The following is a 16,188-nucleotide window of genomic DNA, read 5'->3' as shown; positions in this document are numbered from 1 at the left end:
CCCAGATTACGACAGATCAGCCCGCCTCTGGCGGGCTTTTTTACAGGCATCGTCTTGCGCCCGCACAGCACCACAAAAACTTACGTGAGCCGATAGCGCGAAAAACAACCCTAAGCAGGCCCCGCACACCTAGCTGCAAAATGGGTCAGGTCTTCCGGACCCCCATGGTCGCCAAATTGATCAAAAGACACGCAAATTTCCGCGTGTACAGCAAATTAACGCCAAGTGAGCACGCATAAACCGTTTTGCTTTTACACAGGGTGTGATCTATTCGCAGCAGGGAGAGACAACCGAGGACCGCAGCTTTTATGGCGCAAGACACCCAGACCGAAAGCCGCAAATTGCTCGGGCGGCTCAGAGACGCTTTGGCCGAAGACAGCGCAGGCCAGGAACGGCTCGATAAAATCACCCATCTTATTGCGACCTCAATGGGCACGGAAGTCTGCTCGATTTACCTGTTTCGCGACGATGAAACCCTAGAACTTTGCGCCACCGAAGGTCTGAACGCAGCTGCGGTTCACCAGACCCGTCTGCGGGTTGGCGAAGGTCTTGTGGGGCGTGTGGCGCGCAACTCCAAAGTCGTCAACACGGATGATGCCCCCTCGGCCAAAGGCTTCCGCTTTATGCCGGAAACCGGCGAGGAAATCTACTCCAGCTTCTGCGGCGTGCCGGTACAGCGGCTCGGTGACAATCTTGGCGTGCTTGTGGTCCAATCCAAAGACAAACGGATCTTTTCTCAGGATGAGATCTACGCGCTGGAAGTGGTCGCCATGGTGCTGGCCGAAATGACTGAACTGGGGGCGTTTGTCGGCGAAGGTGCCGCGATGAGCGCGCTGCATCAGCAATCTGAAATGTTTCGGGGCACATCAGGGCAGGAAGGCGCCTCGGAAGGTCACGTTTGGCTGCATGAACCTCGGGTTGTCGTGACCAATCCGGTGGCAGACGATCCGGATGTGGAACTGGCACGCCTGACCGAAGCGGTAGAAGAACTGCGCGTGGGTGTGGACAAAATGCTGGATGGCGCACAGCGTGGTGACAAAGAACAGCTTGATGTGCTGGAAGCCTACCGGATGTTTGCCAATTCCAAAGGCTGGATGCGCCGGATGGAACAGGACATCGCACGTGGCTTGTCTGCGGAAGCTGCGGTGGAAATGGAACAGTCTGCGGCGCGGGCGCGTATGGAACAGGTCACGGATTCCTACCTGCGCGAGCGGCTGCATGATCTTGACGATCTGTCCAATCGCCTCTTGCGCATCCTGACCGGACAAGGGGCCGAGACCGGTGCGGAAATGCCCGCAGATCCTATTCTGATCGCGCGTAACATCGGCCCCGGCGAATTGCTGGAATATGGCCGTAAACTCAAGGGCATTGTGTTGGAAGAGGGCTCTGTTGGCAGCCACGCCGCCATCGTGGCCCGCGCGCTTGCGATCCCTTTGGTCATACACGCAGATAAAGTCACAACCGAGGCTCTAAACGGGGATCACATCATGGTCGACGGGGATCAGGGCATCGTGCACCTGCGCCCGGACGATACCGTGGTCACGGCCTTCAGGGATAAGATCGCCATGGCGGCACAGGCACAGGAGCGCTACGCTTCGATCCGCGACAAAGCGGCTGAAAGCTTGGATGGCACAGTCATCCACCTGCACATGAATGCCGGATTGATGGCGGATTTGCCCTCTCTGTCCACCTCTGGCGCGGAAGGCGTAGGTCTGTTCCGTACGGAACTGCAATTTCTGATCCGCAACCAGATGCCAAAACGGACTGAACTGGCACAGCTCTACGCCCGGGTGATGGATGCCGCGGAGGATAAACGCGTGGTGTTTCGCACGCTGGACATCGGCTCTGACAAAGTGCTGCCCTACATGGCGCCTCAGGATGAACCCAATCCGGCGCTTGGCTGGCGCGCGGTCCGTGTGGCACTGGACAAACCCGGTGTGATGCGCATGCAGTTGCAGGCGCTTCTGCGTGCGGCCAATGGGCGCGCGCTCACCATCATGTTCCCCTTCATTGCACAGTATGAAGAATACACAGCCGCCCGGGCCGAAGTGGACAAGGCCATTGAGCGGGAAAAGATTCTCGGGCATCCGCTGCCCTCAGAAATCGAAGTTGGGGCGATGCTGGAAACCCCTTCATTGGGCTTCGCGCCCAAGAAATTTTATGAAGAGGTGGATTTTCTCTCCATCGGCGGCAACGATTTGAAGCAATTCTTCTTCGCCGCGGATCGCGAAAATGAGCGGGTGCGCCGGCGCTATGACACGCTCAACGTCAGCTTCCTCACCTTCCTGGAAGGCATTGTGAACCGCTGTGTCGACACGGGCACCCCCCTGAGTTTCTGCGGAGAAGACGCAGGACGCCCAATTGAGGCGGTCTGTCTCGCAGCTATGGGGCTGCGCAGCCTTTCCATGCGCCCCGCCTCCATTGGCCCGGTCAAAAGCCTGATCCGGCGGGTCAACCTCTCAGAACTGCGCGATGTGATACATGCGGCGCGCGAACGCGGGGATCAATCTGTCAGGCCGGCGGTGATGGAGTATCTGCGCAACAGCTGATGGCTCTCTAGGCCGCTGTGGCCTGTATCATCAATAGCTCAAACGGCAACAGAGACGCCTGCGCACGGCCGTCGGCAAACGCATAATCTGTGTAAACGGCCTGCACATCATGTTCGTTGTAGTGGTGCCGCGCGCCATTGATCTCGACATAATCCGCCTCAATGCGCCCATGGCGTGGCGTCCAATGCGTGCCGTCAGAACTGCGCGCATCCATTCCGATCTGAACCCCAGTGGCCACCTCAATCTCTGGAATGATGGCCGTGAGGTCCAGATCAAGGTCAACCTGCTCCAATGACGCGTTGGTCAGAAAAAACACAAACTCCCCATTGCGCTCAAACGCCGCCACTTGAAATCCATCTGGTGCCCCTGGGATGTCGACCTCAATCAATTCCATTCCGGGCAGGACATCTGACATCAGGTCAAACACCGCCCCGCGCAGCGTCTCAGTCACCCGCCCCTGTGTGTCCGTGTCCACATGGCCGTCATCAGCCGGCCCACCGAGGTCATTCGTAGTGTTGTGAACAATCGGCCAGACATGCGCCGCATCCACACCAAGCTCAACCATGTTTTCCACCATCTCCACCAAGACAGACATGCCCAGCAAGCCGTTGCAGGCCGTATTGCTGGCTCTGAGGTTCCATTCGGTCACATGAAAGCTCAACTCATGGTCAAACCGATCCTCCCATACGGCGAGATCAATATTGATATAGCGATATTCCCGTGACGTATCATCAAATGAGGTGGCACCGCGCACCCAATAGTAATGCTCCACCACCCCATCAATATGCGCCATCGCCTCTGGGCTGAGTTGGTCAATGATGGTGTGGTTGGCTGCATTCACACGATCCACAAAACCGCGCGCATCCACATCTGAGCCAAACTCGGACTCCCCATAGACCGATCCCATTTGCACGAGAATTTCTGGCGATCCCGCCTGCGCCGCAGCGATCCCTTCCGTAAGTTCTCCTACGGCAATACTGGCGCGCTGCCCATATTCAGTCTCCCCCATGCGCGCCCAATATTCATTGCCGATCTCAAAGGCTGCAATCTTTGCCCCATATTCGTTGAGAACCATCTCCGCCCAGTCTGACAAGCCTTCCCCATAGTCCTCAAGCGCCGCGTTCGTGGTGGAAATCACCAAAGTGACCTCACCTTCCACACCCTCCAGAAAATCCGTCAGCTCAGGGCGCAACGCACCATCTTCGGTCAATGCCGTGACATCCAGCCAGTCTTCCCCCTCAACACCAGAGTCTTCTGCTCGCCCGGACGGAAAGCGAAACTCTTCCAACCCAAACGCGTCGACAGCGCTCTCAAATGTTGACGTAGGCGCACCATGGTCCGTGGCCACCGTGTAGGGTGCATTTGTGCCAAACATGTCTTCGGACACAAAGAGCCCTGTGCGCCTGACCTCTTCACCTTCGGGGGGATCATCCCGAACATCCGGGTCTTCTGCGGGCGTGTCCTCCTCGTCGTCCTCCTGTGCGATGCTGATGCCCATGAGCACGACCATTGGCAGAAATACCATCAATCCAAGTCCCATCGCGCAGCTCCCTGATTGAACAAGGCAACAGGACACCCGCAACCAAAGCGGGCACTTGCGATGGCGGAAACTACGGAACCGATTAACCTTACTTCAGCAGAATATCATCCGCAGCTTTCTCCGCTTAAGTGAGGCAACCTCTACTTTTGCGAGCCTCACAGCAGCAGTGACGCAAAGACGGATTTGCATAAATGCAATTCAAATTTTAGGAGTTTTTTAGGACTTCTTGCGCAAGCGTGCCACCAAATCGGCAGCAAGCGTGGCATGATCCACATCCACCTCCACCGCCAGTTTGCGCAGCCCAAAATGCACATGGGCGATGTCTTGATAGTAGCTTGTATAGGCAAAATTGGTGGCCGCCCCGGCTGCGGCGCCGATCACCGGTACCATCTGCGCGGCCAGTTTTTGTCCCAGAACCGGGGCCAAACGCGGCACAATCACTGCCGAAATCCACTTGGCACCGCCCACCGCCAGCCCGGCCCGCTGCTCCAACATGGCCAAATCCGCGCCGCGATCCTCTTCAAAAGGCCCATTGGCCGCCAGCACCTGAACGCAGTCAAAGCGCACACTGTCATGGCTTGGATCAAATCCATATTGCACAGCCACACCTTGAATAGCACGCAAGAGCACTGTGACGGTGATCGGCAGTTCCGCGAGGGACGAGGTCACGCCGCCAGCCCCCCCTGCTGCGCCCAGCGCTGCGGTGATGGAGGCATTGATCCAATCTGGCTGGTCTTTCACAACAGCGCGGCTGCCATCGGCCCATTTCACCGCCTGCGTCAGCGCCAGTTCCGTGGCACTGCCCAAACCGTTCTGCACATCGTCTGGCAAGGTTTTCAACAAGCCGCCGACCGGCATGCCCAAAATGCCAAGCACCTTCATGCCCAATCCGCTTGCGTTGCGATACCGCAGCGCCAGAGCATCAAGTTCCGTGTTCAGATCAATATCGCGCGCCGGGTGTTCCGGTAAAATCTCGATGGGTTTCATGGGTAAGAGGTAGGGTCTCACCTGCGACGTTCAACTCTTGCGCGCAGAAACCACCTCTCCTGAGACCCCAGCCCAAGCCTCCTCAATCAATGCCCGCCCCAACACACGCTCCGGATTGGTAGGCGGCGGCATGATCACGCCGTCTAGTTTCTCAAAACCGAAACGTTGATAATAGGGGGCATCGCCGACAAGCATCACGCGCGCCCATCCCAATGGGGCCGCACGTTCCAGGCTGCCCTCAATCAAGAACCCGCCAAGGCCTTCGCCCTGATGCGTCGGGTGCACCGCGACGGGCCCCAGCAACAAGGCGGTCTGCGATCCAATCAAAACCGGCCAATACCGAATGGCGCCAGCCAGAATGCCATCGCCATCCCGCGCCACCAGAGAGAGCTCTGCAACGGGGTCTACCCCATCACGCAGACGATAAGAACTCAGCGCTTCACGCCCCGGTGCAAAACACAGGTCATAAAGCGCCTCAACTTCCCACCAGTCTTCGCCTGTTTCCACAGCAAGCGTAAACACCTGCGCGCCCCCGATATTTCCATTGTGCCTTTTGCGGTTCCCTCGCCCCTAACATGGCGCTACGACTCCCTGCAAACCAATATGGAGTCCGATTGATGTTCTATCAGCCCAAAGATGGCCACGGCCTGCCGCACAACCCTTTCAAAGCCATCGTCAGCCCTCGCCCGATTGCCTGGGTCTCCACAAGGGACGCAGAAGGCCAGCGTAATCTGGCGCCATATTCTTTCTTCAACGCACTGGCGGACAACCCGCCGCAGGTCATGTTTGCCTCCACCGGCGCAAAACCCGATCAGGCCGAAGGCAAAGACAGCCTCGCCAACATCCGGGCCACCGGCGTGTTCTGCATCAATATCGTTGAAGAGGCCCTGCGCGACGCCATGAATGTGTCGTCCGGCGCGTTGGGTAAAGACGAAGATGAGTTCACCGCGGCGGGCCTTGAGGCCGCAAAGTGTGAAACCATCGACTGCCCCCGCCTTGTGGCTGCGCCAGCCTCTCTGGAATGCCGCCTGATACAGATTGTGCCACTGTTGGGTGAAAACAACTTCATGGCCATTGGCGAAGTCACCGGCATCCACATACGCAACACCTGTCTGGTCGATGGCATTTTTGACGTCACCACCTTCCGCCCTCTGAGCCGCCTTGGCTACAAAGACTATGCCGTGGTGGACAACACTTTCACACTCGCCCGCCCCGGCGATTGACACAAAGCCCTCACCATGCCCCTACCGCCCCCTCAAACCGCGTACCCAATCACTTTGCCAGACGGCTCTGCCCATGATGGCACAGTGCTGCTCTCTGCAGTGGTGACGCATCCGCGGTTTGTGGTGGGCGATCACACCTATGCGTCCGACTTTGCCCCGCCTCAGGACTGGGCGCAGCATCTTGCCCCCTATCTCTTTCCTTTCAGCCAAGAGACCCTGACGATCGGCAAGTTCTGCCAAATCGCGCATGGGGTGCGCTTTATCACCGCCTCTGCCAACCACGCTCAGGACGGACTCAGCTGCTACCCCTTTGCAATATTTGGCGAAACCGTGCCAGAGGGGTATCAACCAGACAAACGTGACACGGTGATTGGTCATGATGTCTGGCTTGGATACGGTGCCATGGTGTTGCCGGGCGCGCAGATCGGGCATGGCGCGATTATTGGCGCAGGGGCTGTCGTGCGCGGAACGGTGCCCCCTTACGGCATCGTCACAGGCAACCCCGGCACCCTGACACGCAAACGGTTTGGCGAGGCCACCATCGCCCGGCTGCTTTCGCTGGCGTGGTGGGACTGGCCTCTGGAACGCATCGAGCGTGCCATTCCGGCCATCATGGCCGGCGACCTCGACAGGCTCCAAGCCCTGCGCCCCGACTAAAACAGAACCTCAGTCAGAGTTATCCACAGGGTCAGGCTCACCGCCCCCAGCAAGGTGGTTTGAGCCACAAGCGTCGCCGCCAGTTCGCGGTCTGCCCCAAATCCGGCAGCGAGAACATGCGCTGCGCTGGCTGTTGGCAAAGCGGCCCAGATCACCAGAGCCGCCGCAATCCCGCCTTCCAGCCCCAAGAGCAGAGCCACAGCGACGGCACATGCCGGCATCACCACAAGCTTGGTGACACAAATAAGCCCGCTGAACCAATCAAGCCGCGCCAAAGCCCCCCAGTTCATCGTCGCGCCCACCGAAATCAGGGCGATTGGAATGGCCGCCGCCGACAGCATCTCCAGCGGCGCCAGAACCGGGGCCGGAATTCGCAGGCCAGACAAACCGACGGCTACGCCGCTCAACGATGCCAGTAAGAAAGGATTCAGGGCCACTTTGCGCAACGTCCCAAAGAGACCCAGGCGCTCACCACGGCTCAAAACGATCACGGCAAACGCATTTGCCATCGGCACGCCCATGCCCACGACCACCGCCATCTCACCCGCCCCTGTCTTTGCAGTTGTGGCAACGGCAATAAATGCCAGCGCCGTATTGAAACGCCACGAAGTCTGCCAGCCGGCGGCAAAATCTTTGAAAACTACTGGCCCAAATGGCCTCGCCAGATAGCCAATGCAAAGCCCGACCCCCAACAGAAGCCACACAATCGGTGCAATCGCCACCACCTTGCTCAACTCCAGAGGCATCTGGCTTGCCGCCACAAACAAAAGTGCCGGAAAAAGAATCTCAAAGTTGAGCTTGTCCAATCCCTGCCAGGCATTCAGCGACAGCCTTGGGCGCAAAACCGCCCCGAGCCCCACGAGCAAAAATGAGGGCAAAAGCCCAATCAAAATAGCAACAAAAGTCATGCCGGCTCCCTCTCTTCAGGCCGCAGCCTGAAAGCCTCTTATGCTTCCCCTCCACTTTGGGGCTGGCACTTCCACAAGAAAGACATTAATGCGCGCCGCACTCAACTATCAGGAGCAAATATGTCCAAACCTGTCCTTCAAGATATCTTTTCCTTTTCCGGTCGTCGCAACCGTAAAAGCTACATTCTTTTTTCATTGCTTATGGTGGTTGTGACCATCGTTTTGAGCGGTATCACCGCCGGTGTGGCCACTGCTACCGCTGGTCTGGGCCTCATTCTGCTGCTTCTGTTCGTACCATTGGTCGTGGCCACATGGGCTGTGGGCAGCCAGCGTTGTCGCGATTTTGGCTGGACCGGATGGGCGATCCTGATCACCATCATTCCGGGCATCGGCCTTCTGTTTGCCATTGCCATTCTGTTTGTGCCGGGCACGCAGGGTGACAATCGCTATGGCCCCGATCCGCTGGGCAATGCAGCAGGCAACACGCCTCAAGCTGCATAACAAAAAAGGGCTGGCCCGTGGGCCAGCCCCGCTTGCATCTTTTAAGCCGTCTCAGTGACCGCCACTCAACACGCCCGTGCGCACCGAATAATCCACGGCGATTTCATATTCAGGGTCGTCGTCGCTATCCACCATCAGGTGGCCCGCTTTGCTCAGCAATTCGTGGCAATCCCGGCTCAGGTGGCGCAGCACAACTTGCTTGCCAGCCGCTTCGTATTTGCCAGCCACAGCTTCAATCGCCTGCAGTGCAGATTGATCCACCACACGGGAGCGGGCAAAATCCACGATCACATGATCAGGATCGCTGTCCACTTCAAACAGCTCGCTGAAGCCTTCCGCAGAACCAAAGAACAGCGGCCCTTCGATTTCATACACCTTCGCGCCCGGATCAGACGCGCTTTCACGGGTGTTGGCGTGAATACGGCGCGCGTTCTGCCAGCTGTAGGCCAGCGCGGAAACAATGACCCCCACAACAACGGCCACGGCGAGATCTTCCAGCACGGTCACAACCGTCACCAGCACGATCACAAAGGCATCCATACGGGGCACCTTGCGCATGATCTGAAAGCTGTTCCAGGCAAAGGTGCCAATCACCACCATGAACATCACGCCCACCAGCGCCGCCAGCGGAATGCGTTCAATCAGCGGGCTTGCCACCACAATGAAGGCCAGCAAGAACAGCGCCGCCGCAATACCGGCGATCCGTGTGCGACCACCGGATTTCACGTTGATCATCGACTGACCAATCATCGCACAACCGCCCATGCCGCCAAAGAAGCCGGTGACCACATTTGCTGTGCCCTGTGCGATACATTCCTGACTTGCGCCACCGCGCTTGCCGGTCATCTCTCCCACAAGGTTCAGGGTCAGCAGGCTTTCGATCAGACCAATCGCTGCCAAAATCACCGCGTAAGGCAGGATGATGTAAAGCGTCTCAAGGTTGAACGGTGCAAGCAAGGCAGGCGGATACAGCCCCTCCCCCTCGCCAAACGGCATGTGGAAGCTAGGCAGCCCCCCCTTGATCGAGGCCATATCACCAACAGTCGGCACATTGATGCCCAGCGCGATCACAATGATCGCAGTGATCCCGATCCCGGCCAAAGGCGCAGGAATGGCTTTGGTCAGTTTCGGCAGCCCCCAGATGATCGCCATGGTCAGCGCCACAAGGCCCAGCATCATGATGAGCTGCGGACCGGCAAGCCAAGCGTCAGGGTTGGCGGGATCTTTGAACTGCGTCAGCTGTGCAAGGAAAATCACAATCGCCAGACCATTCACAAAGCCCAGCATCACAGGATGTGGCACAAGGCGAATGAATTTCCCCCAATGCAGCACCCCGGCAATGATCTGCAGGATGCCCATCAAGATCACCGTGGCAAAGAGATACTCCACGCCATGTTCGGCCACCAAGGCCACCATCACCACGGCCAAAGCCCCGGTGGCGCCGGAAATCATCCCCGGGCGACCGCCAATCAGCGCCGTGATCAACCCCACCAGAAAGGCCGCATAAAGCCCCACCAGCGGGTGAACCCCCGCCACAAAGGCAAAGGCCACGGCCTCCGGTACCAAGGCCAGAGCCACGGTCAGGCCCGAAAGCACCTCGGTCTTGATCCGGCTAGGGGTGAACCCCTCATCCTGCATGATGGACAGGTTCGGGGGAGAAATATTCTTGGCCAGCATGGCCAGCGCCGCGCGTCGCATTGGGGCTACCTTCGTGTCTTGGGGATGAGTTCGCTTTGCTTGGTCCCTACCCGCAACCGCCTTGTCACACAAGGGTTCTGTCGTTTGCGCCCACCGGCCGGCCCGCCAGAAATACCCGCAACCGCCAGATCGTCGGGCAACGGCGGCCGCTCTGCGCGCGCGAGCGGCGCTTGGCAAATCCCCGCAGCTCGGGCGCGCCTTCACGAAAAACTGCGTGAACGTGAATAGACAATCACCCGCTCAGGTTGCCACATACCCAGAGTTGCCCACATCAAAGGACAAAGCCCATGCGCTGGCTGATCGCACTGATGGTGCTTGCCACCCCCCTTGCCGCTCAGGATCAGGAGGGCAATGATCGCCCCTCCAACTGGCGCGTGACACATCACGAAATCCACAACATCTGGAACACAATCTGCGATGAGCGGGAGGAAGGCGCAGAGCTGACACAACGCTGCTACATCCGGCGCGTGGATGTCTTTTCTCCGCAACCCAATTTTGCAGCGCAGTTTTTCTTTCTGACATCCGGCGCAGACGGTGGCACAGACATGCAATTTGGTATGGAGTTTGGCACGTTCACAGCTCCTGGTAATTTCCGCATTGAGCGAGACGGCGTCTCTGTCTGGCGCACAAATCGGCTCGGCTGCCTCACCGGGGCCTCCTGCACCTTTGAAGATGCCGCCGCAGAGGCGCTTTTGGCGCAGATGCTGGCCGGGGGCGCATTTCGCTTCACTTTCCGTGACAGCCATGGCACGTCGCAAGACCTCAGTTGGTCCCTCAACGGATTTGAAGAGGCCTATGCCGACTACAACACACAGCTTGCGCAGCGTGGTCTGGGCCAGCCGTAACAGGCAGCGGTGCACAATTCGCGACAGATCGCGCCCGATATGCCTTCCGCTCCTCTGCGCATCACGCCTTTCCCTTGCATTTCCATACGCAGCCCCCCAAGACTTCACCCAACATATGCGACTGGGAGACAACCATGACTGAGGCCTTGAAAGAGACGATGATTGCTGTGATCGGCGGCTCCGGCATCTATGATATCGACGGCCTTGAAGACGCCCGCTGGCAGAGCGTGGAAAGCCCCTTTGACACACCCTCCGACCAAATCCTCACAGGCACGCTCAACGGTGTAAAAATGGCCTTTCTGCCGCGCCATGGGCGGGGCCATGTGCATACGCCAAGCTCCGTGCCCTACCGGGCCAACATCGACGCCCTCAAACGCCTTGGCGTGACCGATGTGATCTCTGTCTCCGCCACGGGCAGCTTTCGCGAGGAAATGGCGCCGGGCGATTTTGTCATTGTAGATCAGTTTATTGATCGCACGTTTGCCCGTGAAAAATCTTTCTTTGGGCCAGGGCTTGTGGCCCATGTCAGCGTGGCACACCCCACCTGTCCGCGCCTGTCAGACGCCTGTTTCACCGCCGCCACAGAGGCTGGCATCAAGGTGCACAAAGGCGGCACCTATCTGGCCATGGAAGGCCCGCAATTCTCCACCTTGGCGGAAAGCAAAATGTATCGCGAAAGCTGGGGCGCAGATGTGATCGGCATGACCAATATGCCCGAGGCCAAACTGGCCCGCGAAGCCGAGCTTTGTTATGCCTCCGTGGCAATGGTCACTGATTATGACAGCTGGCACCCCGAACATGGCGAAGTGGATGTGACCGAAATCATCGCCACCCTCACAGGCAACGCCAGCAAAGCCCGCGATCTCGTAGGCCGCCTGCCCGCCCTTTTGGGCGCCACGCGCGCAGAGTGCGCACATGGCTGTGACAAGGCCCTTGAGTTTGCCATTCTCACCGCCCCGGACAAACGCGATCCTGCTATGGTCGCCAAGCTGGACGCCGTGGCAGGACGTGTGCTGTAAGCCTGTCAGCACAATAAACAGCGCGCCGTCACTCCACCAAAGAGGCGGAGCGCTTTAATGGATCATAACCATTTCCCACTCGTGTTTGATTTTGGCCACCCGACTTGAGCGCACGATTTCTGCAAGACTCATATTGCCCGGACAGTTTGGCGCGCAATCGATCGGCTGGACCGGAACTTTCTTAAACATCACCAAGGGCTGCATATTTTGGTCTGTTGGTTCATAAACACTATCGACCACAAAGACCGTCCATGTGGGATCAGTCGATTTCTGGTTCGCGTCCGCCAGACATTTAAAGTCAATTGGCGTCTCCAAATCACTCGATCGGAAAAATTTTTCAAACGTCCACTTCCGCTCGGCATTGCGCACCTGAAAAACAGAAAACAGCGATGCATTGGTGGCGCTGTTCATTGAACCCAAAGCGGCATTGATCGCGCCCCCCCAATGGTTCACCCCCTTGAGCGTGCCCAAATCAGAGGCAGTTTCTGCCTGCGCCTCGTGCAAGGCGCACACTGGGGTCGCGCTCCAGGATTTATGCTCATTGTGAAAGGCATAGACATCTCCTGGATCAGGTTGATGAAACGCGCTCGCCGCATTCATCTGCTTGATCTGCAACAGATCATGCTCATCTGCATCAAAGAATAAGTGGCTAGCAATCGCATAAGCGCCAATCGCCCCCACGCCGCACCAAAGATAAATTTTACGCATGCTGCCCTCACTTCGGACAGCACAGCGTGCCGCCGCATTTGTACATGCCATCCGGGCAGCTTTGAGCCCAAACCGAGCTCGCCGCGACGGCCAGCGAAATGCCTAACACGAGAATAACAAATCTCATCACTCATCTCCAAAAATCAACAAAATAAGGACCATCGTAATATAGCCGCCGTATTTTGTCGCCTCTGGGGAACCTGACCCCAAAGTGGCTGGCACGGCCATGACGCGAAACGCATAGACGCAACCCTATTGACCTTGAACGCGATAGAGCGATTGATGGGGCTGTTCACTTTGTACAGGCCCTTCTATGTCCTTTGATCTCTGGCTGACTTTTGTTGCCGCTTCCACAGCCCTGCTGTTGATCCCCGGTCCGACCATCCTTTTGGTGCTGAGTTATGCGCTGACACAGGGGCGTAAAGTGGCCGTGGCCACCGCAGCAGGCGTGGCATTTGGAGACCTCATCGCAATGAGCGCGTCCTTGATGGGGCTGGGCGCAATTGTACTGGCATCGGCCACGGCATTTATGGTGCTCAAATGGCTTGGAGCCGCCTATCTGATGTGGCTGGGCTATAAAATGCTGCGCAGCGCGGGCAACGCCAGCCTCGCCGATATCAGCCGCGCGTCAGACCTGCCGGGCCGGGGCGTCTTTGGGCATGCGGCGGCTGTCACCGCGCTCAATCCGAAAAGCATCGGGTTTTTCATCGCCTTCGTGCCGCAGTTTCTGTCACCGCAGGCACCAATGCTGCCGCAATTTGCCATTTTTATCAGCACCTTTGTCACTTTGGCCGCCTTGAACGCGCTGGCCTATGCGCTTTTGGCGGACAAAATGCGCAGCCGCATCTCAAGCCCAAAAGTGATGCGTGGGCTCACACGGGGCGGCGGCGTTACTCTTATGGGCATGGGCATTTTGACGGCAACCCTCAAACGCGCTGCCTAACCAGCGGCGCGGCCTCAAGCACAGCACTCTGTCAGGTTCCACGACTTGTCAGGAACCGTTTTTTTTCATGAACTTACGGATAAATCCGCGAATTTCGCGTGCAGCGCTGGTATCAAGTTCCTTGCACAGCTCAACAAAAGCATCCCGTTCGTCCTTGTCCAGACGCAGCACCAGCTGACTGTCCTTTTTCGCTTTCTTTCTGGACTTCTCCTCCGCCTTTGCAGCGGCTTTCTTGGCGTCTTCGGCGCGATCCAACTGTCCCATGCAAATCCCCACTGCATATCAGGTCTTGATTTTTTCATTCGTATATACACTTTATATACACAGTCTAGGCAAAAATATCAGAGGCATTTGCAGAAAGGAAATAAAAATGAACATTCACACCGCCAAGACCATTCTCGTAAACGACCGCCTTGATTGGCATAAGCCCCATGCCCGCTGGTTGAGCAACACCATGTATCGGCTCAAACGCTATCGTACCAGCCTGAGCCGTTAAGCAACTCGCGCCTTGCACTGAGGGGGCGCATCGGTCAAAACCCATGACGATATTCACAGCTTCATGGGGACTTCTGATGCTGAAAAGCACACAGCGCAAAAGCGCCAATGTCAAAGACTACATCCGCACCATTGTGGACTTCCCACATGAAGGGATCATGTTCCGCGATGTCACCACGCTGTTTGCAGACCCACGTGGCTTCCGCATGGCCATTGACCAGATGCTGCACCCTTATGCAGGCATTCGCATCGACAAGGTTGTCGGGCTGGAAGCGCGCGGGTTCATCCTTGGCGGTGCCATTGCCCACCAGCTCAGCGTCGGCTTTGTGCCGATCCGCAAAAAGGGCAAACTGCCCGGCACCACCATTTCTCAGGACTACAAACTGGAATATGGCGAAGCGATTGTGGAAATCCACGATGATGCCATTCAGCCCGGCGAACAGGTGTTGGTGGTGGACGATCTCTTGGCCACCGGTGGCACCGCAGAAGCAGGCATCAAGCTGATTGAGCGTCTGGGCGGCGAAATCATCAGCTGCGCCTTCATCATCGACCTGCCTGAACTGGGCGGTCGCAAGAAACTCGAAGACATGGGCATGGATGTCTCCGTGCTTTGTGAATTCGACGGTCTCTGAACACAGGCTGCCCCTCGGGGCAACCTTAGGAGCTATGGCTTAGCCCAAATGCGCAAAAACCGGCGTGCGGTGGTCAAAGCACCGCACCCGGATTCATGATCCCATGTGGATCCAGCGCAGCCTTGATGGCGCGCATCGCCGCAAGGCGGCTTGGGTCGCCATAGGTCTGCAAATCTGCCACCTTAAGCCGCCCCACCCCATGTTCTGCGCTGAACGATCCGCCATAGGCTTTCACCAGATCATGCACGCTGCGGCTCACCTCTGCGCGGATGTCGTCATAGTCATGCCGGTTCCCGCCCCGCGGCGGGAAGACATTGAAATGCAGATTGCCATCGCCCACATGCCCGAAGCAGTTGATGCGAAACGGCCCCTGTGCCCGAATTTTTTCACCAGCTTCTGCGATGAAAGCGGGCAAAGCTCCCAGCGGCAGCGAAATATCATGGCTGGCCACGGACCCGATATGTTTGTTGGCGATGGGGATGCTCTCCCGCAGGGTCCAGAAATCCGCCCGCTGTGCCGCACTCTGCGCAATCACCCCATCCGTGACCAGACCGGCCTCCAGCGCGGCCTCAAACAGCCCTTCAAGCGCGGTCTCTGCGCCGCTCTGCAGGCCCACATCCACCAGCACGGACCACTCCGGATCCTCTTCAAAAGGCAGACGCACCTGCGGCAGGGTTTCCCGAAGAAAAGCAAACCCCTGCTGGCTGAGGAGTTCAAAGGCACTCACCGTTTCGCCCATCAAATCTCGGGCCAGCGCCAGCAGCGACAAAGCCGCCTCCACATCTCGCACGGCCATGATCGCTGCGCCCTGTGCGCGCGGGCAGGCATAGAGCTTAAGCGCCGCTGCGGTGATCACCCCAAGCGTGCCCTCCGCCCCCACAAGCAGATTGCGCAGATCATAACCTGTGTTGTCTTTGCGCAGCCGCGTCAGACCGTGCCAAATTTCCCCAGTCGGCAACACCGCCTCAAGCCCTAGGCAGAGGTCGCGCGCATTGCCATAGCGCAGCACATTCACACCGCCCGCATTGGTCGCCAGATTGCCCCCAATCCGTGCGGAGCCTTCAGAACCCAATGACAAGGGGAACAGCCGATCCGCCGCTTCTGCGGCCTCCTGCACTTGCGCCAGAATGGCCCCGGCTTCCGCCACCAGCACATTTTCCAGAGGATACACTCCACGGATCGCATTCATCCGTTCCAACGACAGCAGGACCGGCGCGGCCCCCTCGGTCTTCACCTGACCACCCACAAGCCCTGTGCCGCCGCCATAGGGCACGACGGGCACATGCGCCACGTGACACGCCGCCACGATTGTGGAGACCTCTTCCACATTCCGCGGCAGGGCCACGACACCCGCCTGCCCAAAGTAGCGCCCGCGCGGCTCTTCCAGATAGCGGGCTTCTGGCGCGCGCAGCGTATCCTCAGGCAACTGCGCAGCAAGCGCATCAACAAAAGCGGGAGTGGCATCAGTCAAAGTCATACCCGC

17 protein-coding genes are annotated in these 16,188 nt (G+C 58.1%); 9 read left to right on the top strand and 8 right to left on the bottom strand.

From position 1 onward, the window contains the following. The first annotated feature begins 308 nt into the window (after positions 1 to 308). Positions 309 to 2,549: a phosphoenolpyruvate--protein phosphotransferase gene (gene ptsP / locus SHM7688_RS11450; RefSeq protein ID WP_058240074.1), complete on the top strand. Its 2,241-nt coding sequence runs from the start codon at positions 309 to 311 to the stop codon at positions 2,547 to 2,549. 7 nt (positions 2,550 to 2,556) lie between these two features. On the opposite strand, the gene SHM7688_RS11445 is transcribed toward ptsP, so the two are convergent. The 3 genes from SHM7688_RS11445 to SHM7688_RS11435 all read right to left on the bottom strand — a co-directional run bounded on the left by SHM7688_RS11445 (position 2,557) and on the right by SHM7688_RS11435 (position 5,598). Next, complete coding sequence (locus SHM7688_RS11445) at positions 2,557 to 4,089, bottom strand: hypothetical protein (RefSeq protein ID WP_058240073.1); 1,533 nt, start codon at positions 4,087 to 4,089, stop codon at positions 2,557 to 2,559. Between the two features lie 216 nt (positions 4,090 to 4,305). Further along, positions 4,306 to 5,076 (bottom strand): EcsC family protein, encoded by a 771-nt coding sequence (locus tag SHM7688_RS11440; RefSeq protein WP_058240072.1) that lies wholly within the window; start codon positions 5,074 to 5,076, stop codon positions 4,306 to 4,308. A 30-nt stretch (positions 5,077 to 5,106) separates the two neighbouring features. Then, a complete protein-coding gene (locus SHM7688_RS11435) occupies positions 5,107 to 5,598 on the bottom strand; it encodes a GNAT family N-acetyltransferase (protein ID WP_058240071.1) in 492 nt (163 codons plus the stop codon). A 95-nt stretch (positions 5,599 to 5,693) separates the two neighbouring features. Here SHM7688_RS11435 and SHM7688_RS11430 point away from each other — a divergent pair, with 95 nt between their 5' ends. After that, a complete protein-coding gene (locus SHM7688_RS11430; RefSeq protein WP_058240070.1) occupies positions 5,694 to 6,299 on the top strand; it encodes a flavin reductase family protein in 606 nt (201 codons plus the stop codon). Positions 6,300 to 6,314: 15 nt separating this feature from the next. Further along, positions 6,315 to 6,956: a CatB-related O-acetyltransferase gene (locus SHM7688_RS11425; protein ID WP_058240069.1), complete on the top strand. Its 642-nt coding sequence runs from the start codon at positions 6,315 to 6,317 to the stop codon at positions 6,954 to 6,956. On the opposite strand, the gene SHM7688_RS11420 is transcribed toward SHM7688_RS11425, so the two are convergent. Further along, positions 6,953 to 7,864, bottom strand: a complete 912-nt coding sequence (locus SHM7688_RS11420) for an AEC family transporter (RefSeq protein ID WP_058240068.1) — start codon at positions 7,862 to 7,864, stop codon at positions 6,953 to 6,955. The genes SHM7688_RS11425 and SHM7688_RS11420 overlap by 4 nt on opposite strands. 120 nt (positions 7,865 to 7,984) lie before the next feature. Between SHM7688_RS11420 and SHM7688_RS11415 the strand changes: the two genes are divergently transcribed. Next, on the top strand, positions 7,985 to 8,365 hold the full coding sequence (locus SHM7688_RS11415) for a DUF805 domain-containing protein (protein WP_058240067.1): 381 nt from the start codon (positions 7,985 to 7,987) through the stop codon (positions 8,363 to 8,365). A gap of 51 nt (positions 8,366 to 8,416) precedes the next feature. Here SHM7688_RS11415 and SHM7688_RS11410 read toward each other — a convergent pair whose 3' ends face one another. Beyond that, positions 8,417 to 10,063, bottom strand: coding sequence for a SulP family inorganic anion transporter (locus SHM7688_RS11410; protein ID WP_058240066.1), 1,647 nt, complete (start codon positions 10,061 to 10,063; stop codon positions 8,417 to 8,419). A gap of 287 nt (positions 10,064 to 10,350) precedes the next feature. On the opposite strand from SHM7688_RS11410, the gene SHM7688_RS11405 reads away from it, so the two are divergent. Next, positions 10,351 to 10,908 carry an invasion associated locus B family protein gene (locus SHM7688_RS11405; protein WP_058240065.1) on the top strand — a complete coding sequence of 186 codons (558 nt, stop codon included), beginning with the start codon at positions 10,351 to 10,353 and terminating at the stop codon, positions 10,906 to 10,908. 146 nt (positions 10,909 to 11,054) lie between these two features. Continuing rightward, positions 11,055 to 11,927 (top strand): S-methyl-5'-thioadenosine phosphorylase, encoded by an 873-nt coding sequence (locus SHM7688_RS11400; protein ID WP_058240241.1) that lies wholly within the window; start codon positions 11,055 to 11,057, stop codon positions 11,925 to 11,927. A gap of 54 nt (positions 11,928 to 11,981) precedes the next feature. Here SHM7688_RS11400 and SHM7688_RS11395 read toward each other — a convergent pair whose 3' ends face one another. Beyond that, complete coding sequence (locus tag SHM7688_RS11395; protein WP_058240064.1) at positions 11,982 to 12,635, bottom strand: hypothetical protein; 654 nt, start codon at positions 12,633 to 12,635, stop codon at positions 11,982 to 11,984. A 313-nt stretch (positions 12,636 to 12,948) separates the two neighbouring features. On the opposite strand from SHM7688_RS11395, the gene SHM7688_RS11390 reads away from it, so the two are divergent. Further along, positions 12,949 to 13,578, top strand: coding sequence for a LysE family translocator (locus SHM7688_RS11390; RefSeq protein WP_058240063.1), 630 nt, complete (start codon positions 12,949 to 12,951; stop codon positions 13,576 to 13,578). Between the two features lie 48 nt (positions 13,579 to 13,626). Here SHM7688_RS11390 and SHM7688_RS11385 read toward each other — a convergent pair whose 3' ends face one another. After that, positions 13,627 to 13,842, bottom strand: a complete 216-nt coding sequence (locus tag SHM7688_RS11385; protein WP_058240062.1) for a hypothetical protein — start codon at positions 13,840 to 13,842, stop codon at positions 13,627 to 13,629. A gap of 106 nt (positions 13,843 to 13,948) precedes the next feature. Here SHM7688_RS11385 and SHM7688_RS20150 point away from each other — a divergent pair, with 106 nt between their 5' ends. Together SHM7688_RS20150 and SHM7688_RS11380 are read left to right on the top strand one after the other, a co-directional pair. Continuing rightward, a complete protein-coding gene (locus SHM7688_RS20150) occupies positions 13,949 to 14,074 on the top strand; it encodes a hypothetical protein (protein ID WP_262975166.1) in 126 nt (41 codons plus the stop codon). A gap of 76 nt (positions 14,075 to 14,150) precedes the next feature. Further along, positions 14,151 to 14,705 carry an adenine phosphoribosyltransferase gene (locus SHM7688_RS11380; RefSeq protein ID WP_058240061.1) on the top strand — a complete coding sequence of 185 codons (555 nt, stop codon included), beginning with the start codon at positions 14,151 to 14,153 and terminating at the stop codon, positions 14,703 to 14,705. 73 nt (positions 14,706 to 14,778) lie between these two features. On the opposite strand, the gene SHM7688_RS11375 is transcribed toward SHM7688_RS11380, so the two are convergent. Continuing rightward, positions 14,779 to 16,182, bottom strand: coding sequence for an FAD-binding oxidoreductase (locus SHM7688_RS11375; protein ID WP_188128107.1), 1,404 nt, complete (start codon positions 16,180 to 16,182; stop codon positions 14,779 to 14,781). Positions 16,183 to 16,188: the final 6 nt, after the last annotated feature.

This window comes from Shimia marina, assembly GCF_001458175.1.
Classification (GTDB): Bacteria; Pseudomonadota; Alphaproteobacteria; order Rhodobacterales; family Rhodobacteraceae; genus Shimia; species Shimia marina.
The sequence above is the reverse complement of the archived record's forward strand: the minus strand, read 5'-3'. Positions and strand labels throughout refer to the sequence as shown.

Excerpts from the sequence above, each read along its gene's own strand:
- ptsP (WP_058240074.1), top strand. The coding sequence starts at position 309 with ATGGCGCAAGACACCCAGACCGAAAGCCGCAAATTGCTCGGGCGGCTC.
- SHM7688_RS11445 (WP_058240073.1), bottom strand. The coding sequence starts at position 4,089 with ATGGGACTTGGATTGATGGTATTTCTGCCAATGGTCGTGCTCATGGGC.
- SHM7688_RS11440 (WP_058240072.1), bottom strand. The coding sequence starts at position 5,076 with ATGAAACCCATCGAGATTTTACCGGAACACCCGGCGCGCGATATTGAT.
- SHM7688_RS11430 (WP_058240070.1), top strand. The coding sequence starts at position 5,694 with ATGTTCTATCAGCCCAAAGATGGCCACGGCCTGCCGCACAACCCTTTC.
- SHM7688_RS11425 (WP_058240069.1), top strand. The coding sequence starts at position 6,315 with ATGCCCCTACCGCCCCCTCAAACCGCGTACCCAATCACTTTGCCAGAC.
- SHM7688_RS11420 (WP_058240068.1), bottom strand. The coding sequence starts at position 7,864 with ATGACTTTTGTTGCTATTTTGATTGGGCTTTTGCCCTCATTTTTGCTC.
- SHM7688_RS11415 (WP_058240067.1), top strand. The coding sequence starts at position 7,985 with ATGTCCAAACCTGTCCTTCAAGATATCTTTTCCTTTTCCGGTCGTCGC.
- SHM7688_RS11410 (WP_058240066.1), bottom strand. The coding sequence starts at position 10,063 with ATGCGACGCGCGGCGCTGGCCATGCTGGCCAAGAATATTTCTCCCCCG.
- SHM7688_RS11405 (WP_058240065.1), top strand. The coding sequence starts at position 10,351 with ATGCGCTGGCTGATCGCACTGATGGTGCTTGCCACCCCCCTTGCCGCT.
- SHM7688_RS11395 (WP_058240064.1), bottom strand. The coding sequence starts at position 12,635 with ATGCGTAAAATTTATCTTTGGTGCGGCGTGGGGGCGATTGGCGCTTAT.
- SHM7688_RS11390 (WP_058240063.1), top strand. The coding sequence starts at position 12,949 with ATGTCCTTTGATCTCTGGCTGACTTTTGTTGCCGCTTCCACAGCCCTG.
- SHM7688_RS11385 (WP_058240062.1), bottom strand. The coding sequence starts at position 13,842 with ATGGGACAGTTGGATCGCGCCGAAGACGCCAAGAAAGCCGCTGCAAAG.
- SHM7688_RS20150 (WP_262975166.1), top strand. The coding sequence starts at position 13,949 with ATGAACATTCACACCGCCAAGACCATTCTCGTAAACGACCGCCTTGAT.
- SHM7688_RS11380 (WP_058240061.1), top strand. The coding sequence starts at position 14,151 with ATGCTGAAAAGCACACAGCGCAAAAGCGCCAATGTCAAAGACTACATC.
- SHM7688_RS11375 (WP_188128107.1), bottom strand. The coding sequence starts at position 16,182 with ATGACTTTGACTGATGCCACTCCCGCTTTTGTTGATGCGCTTGCTGCG.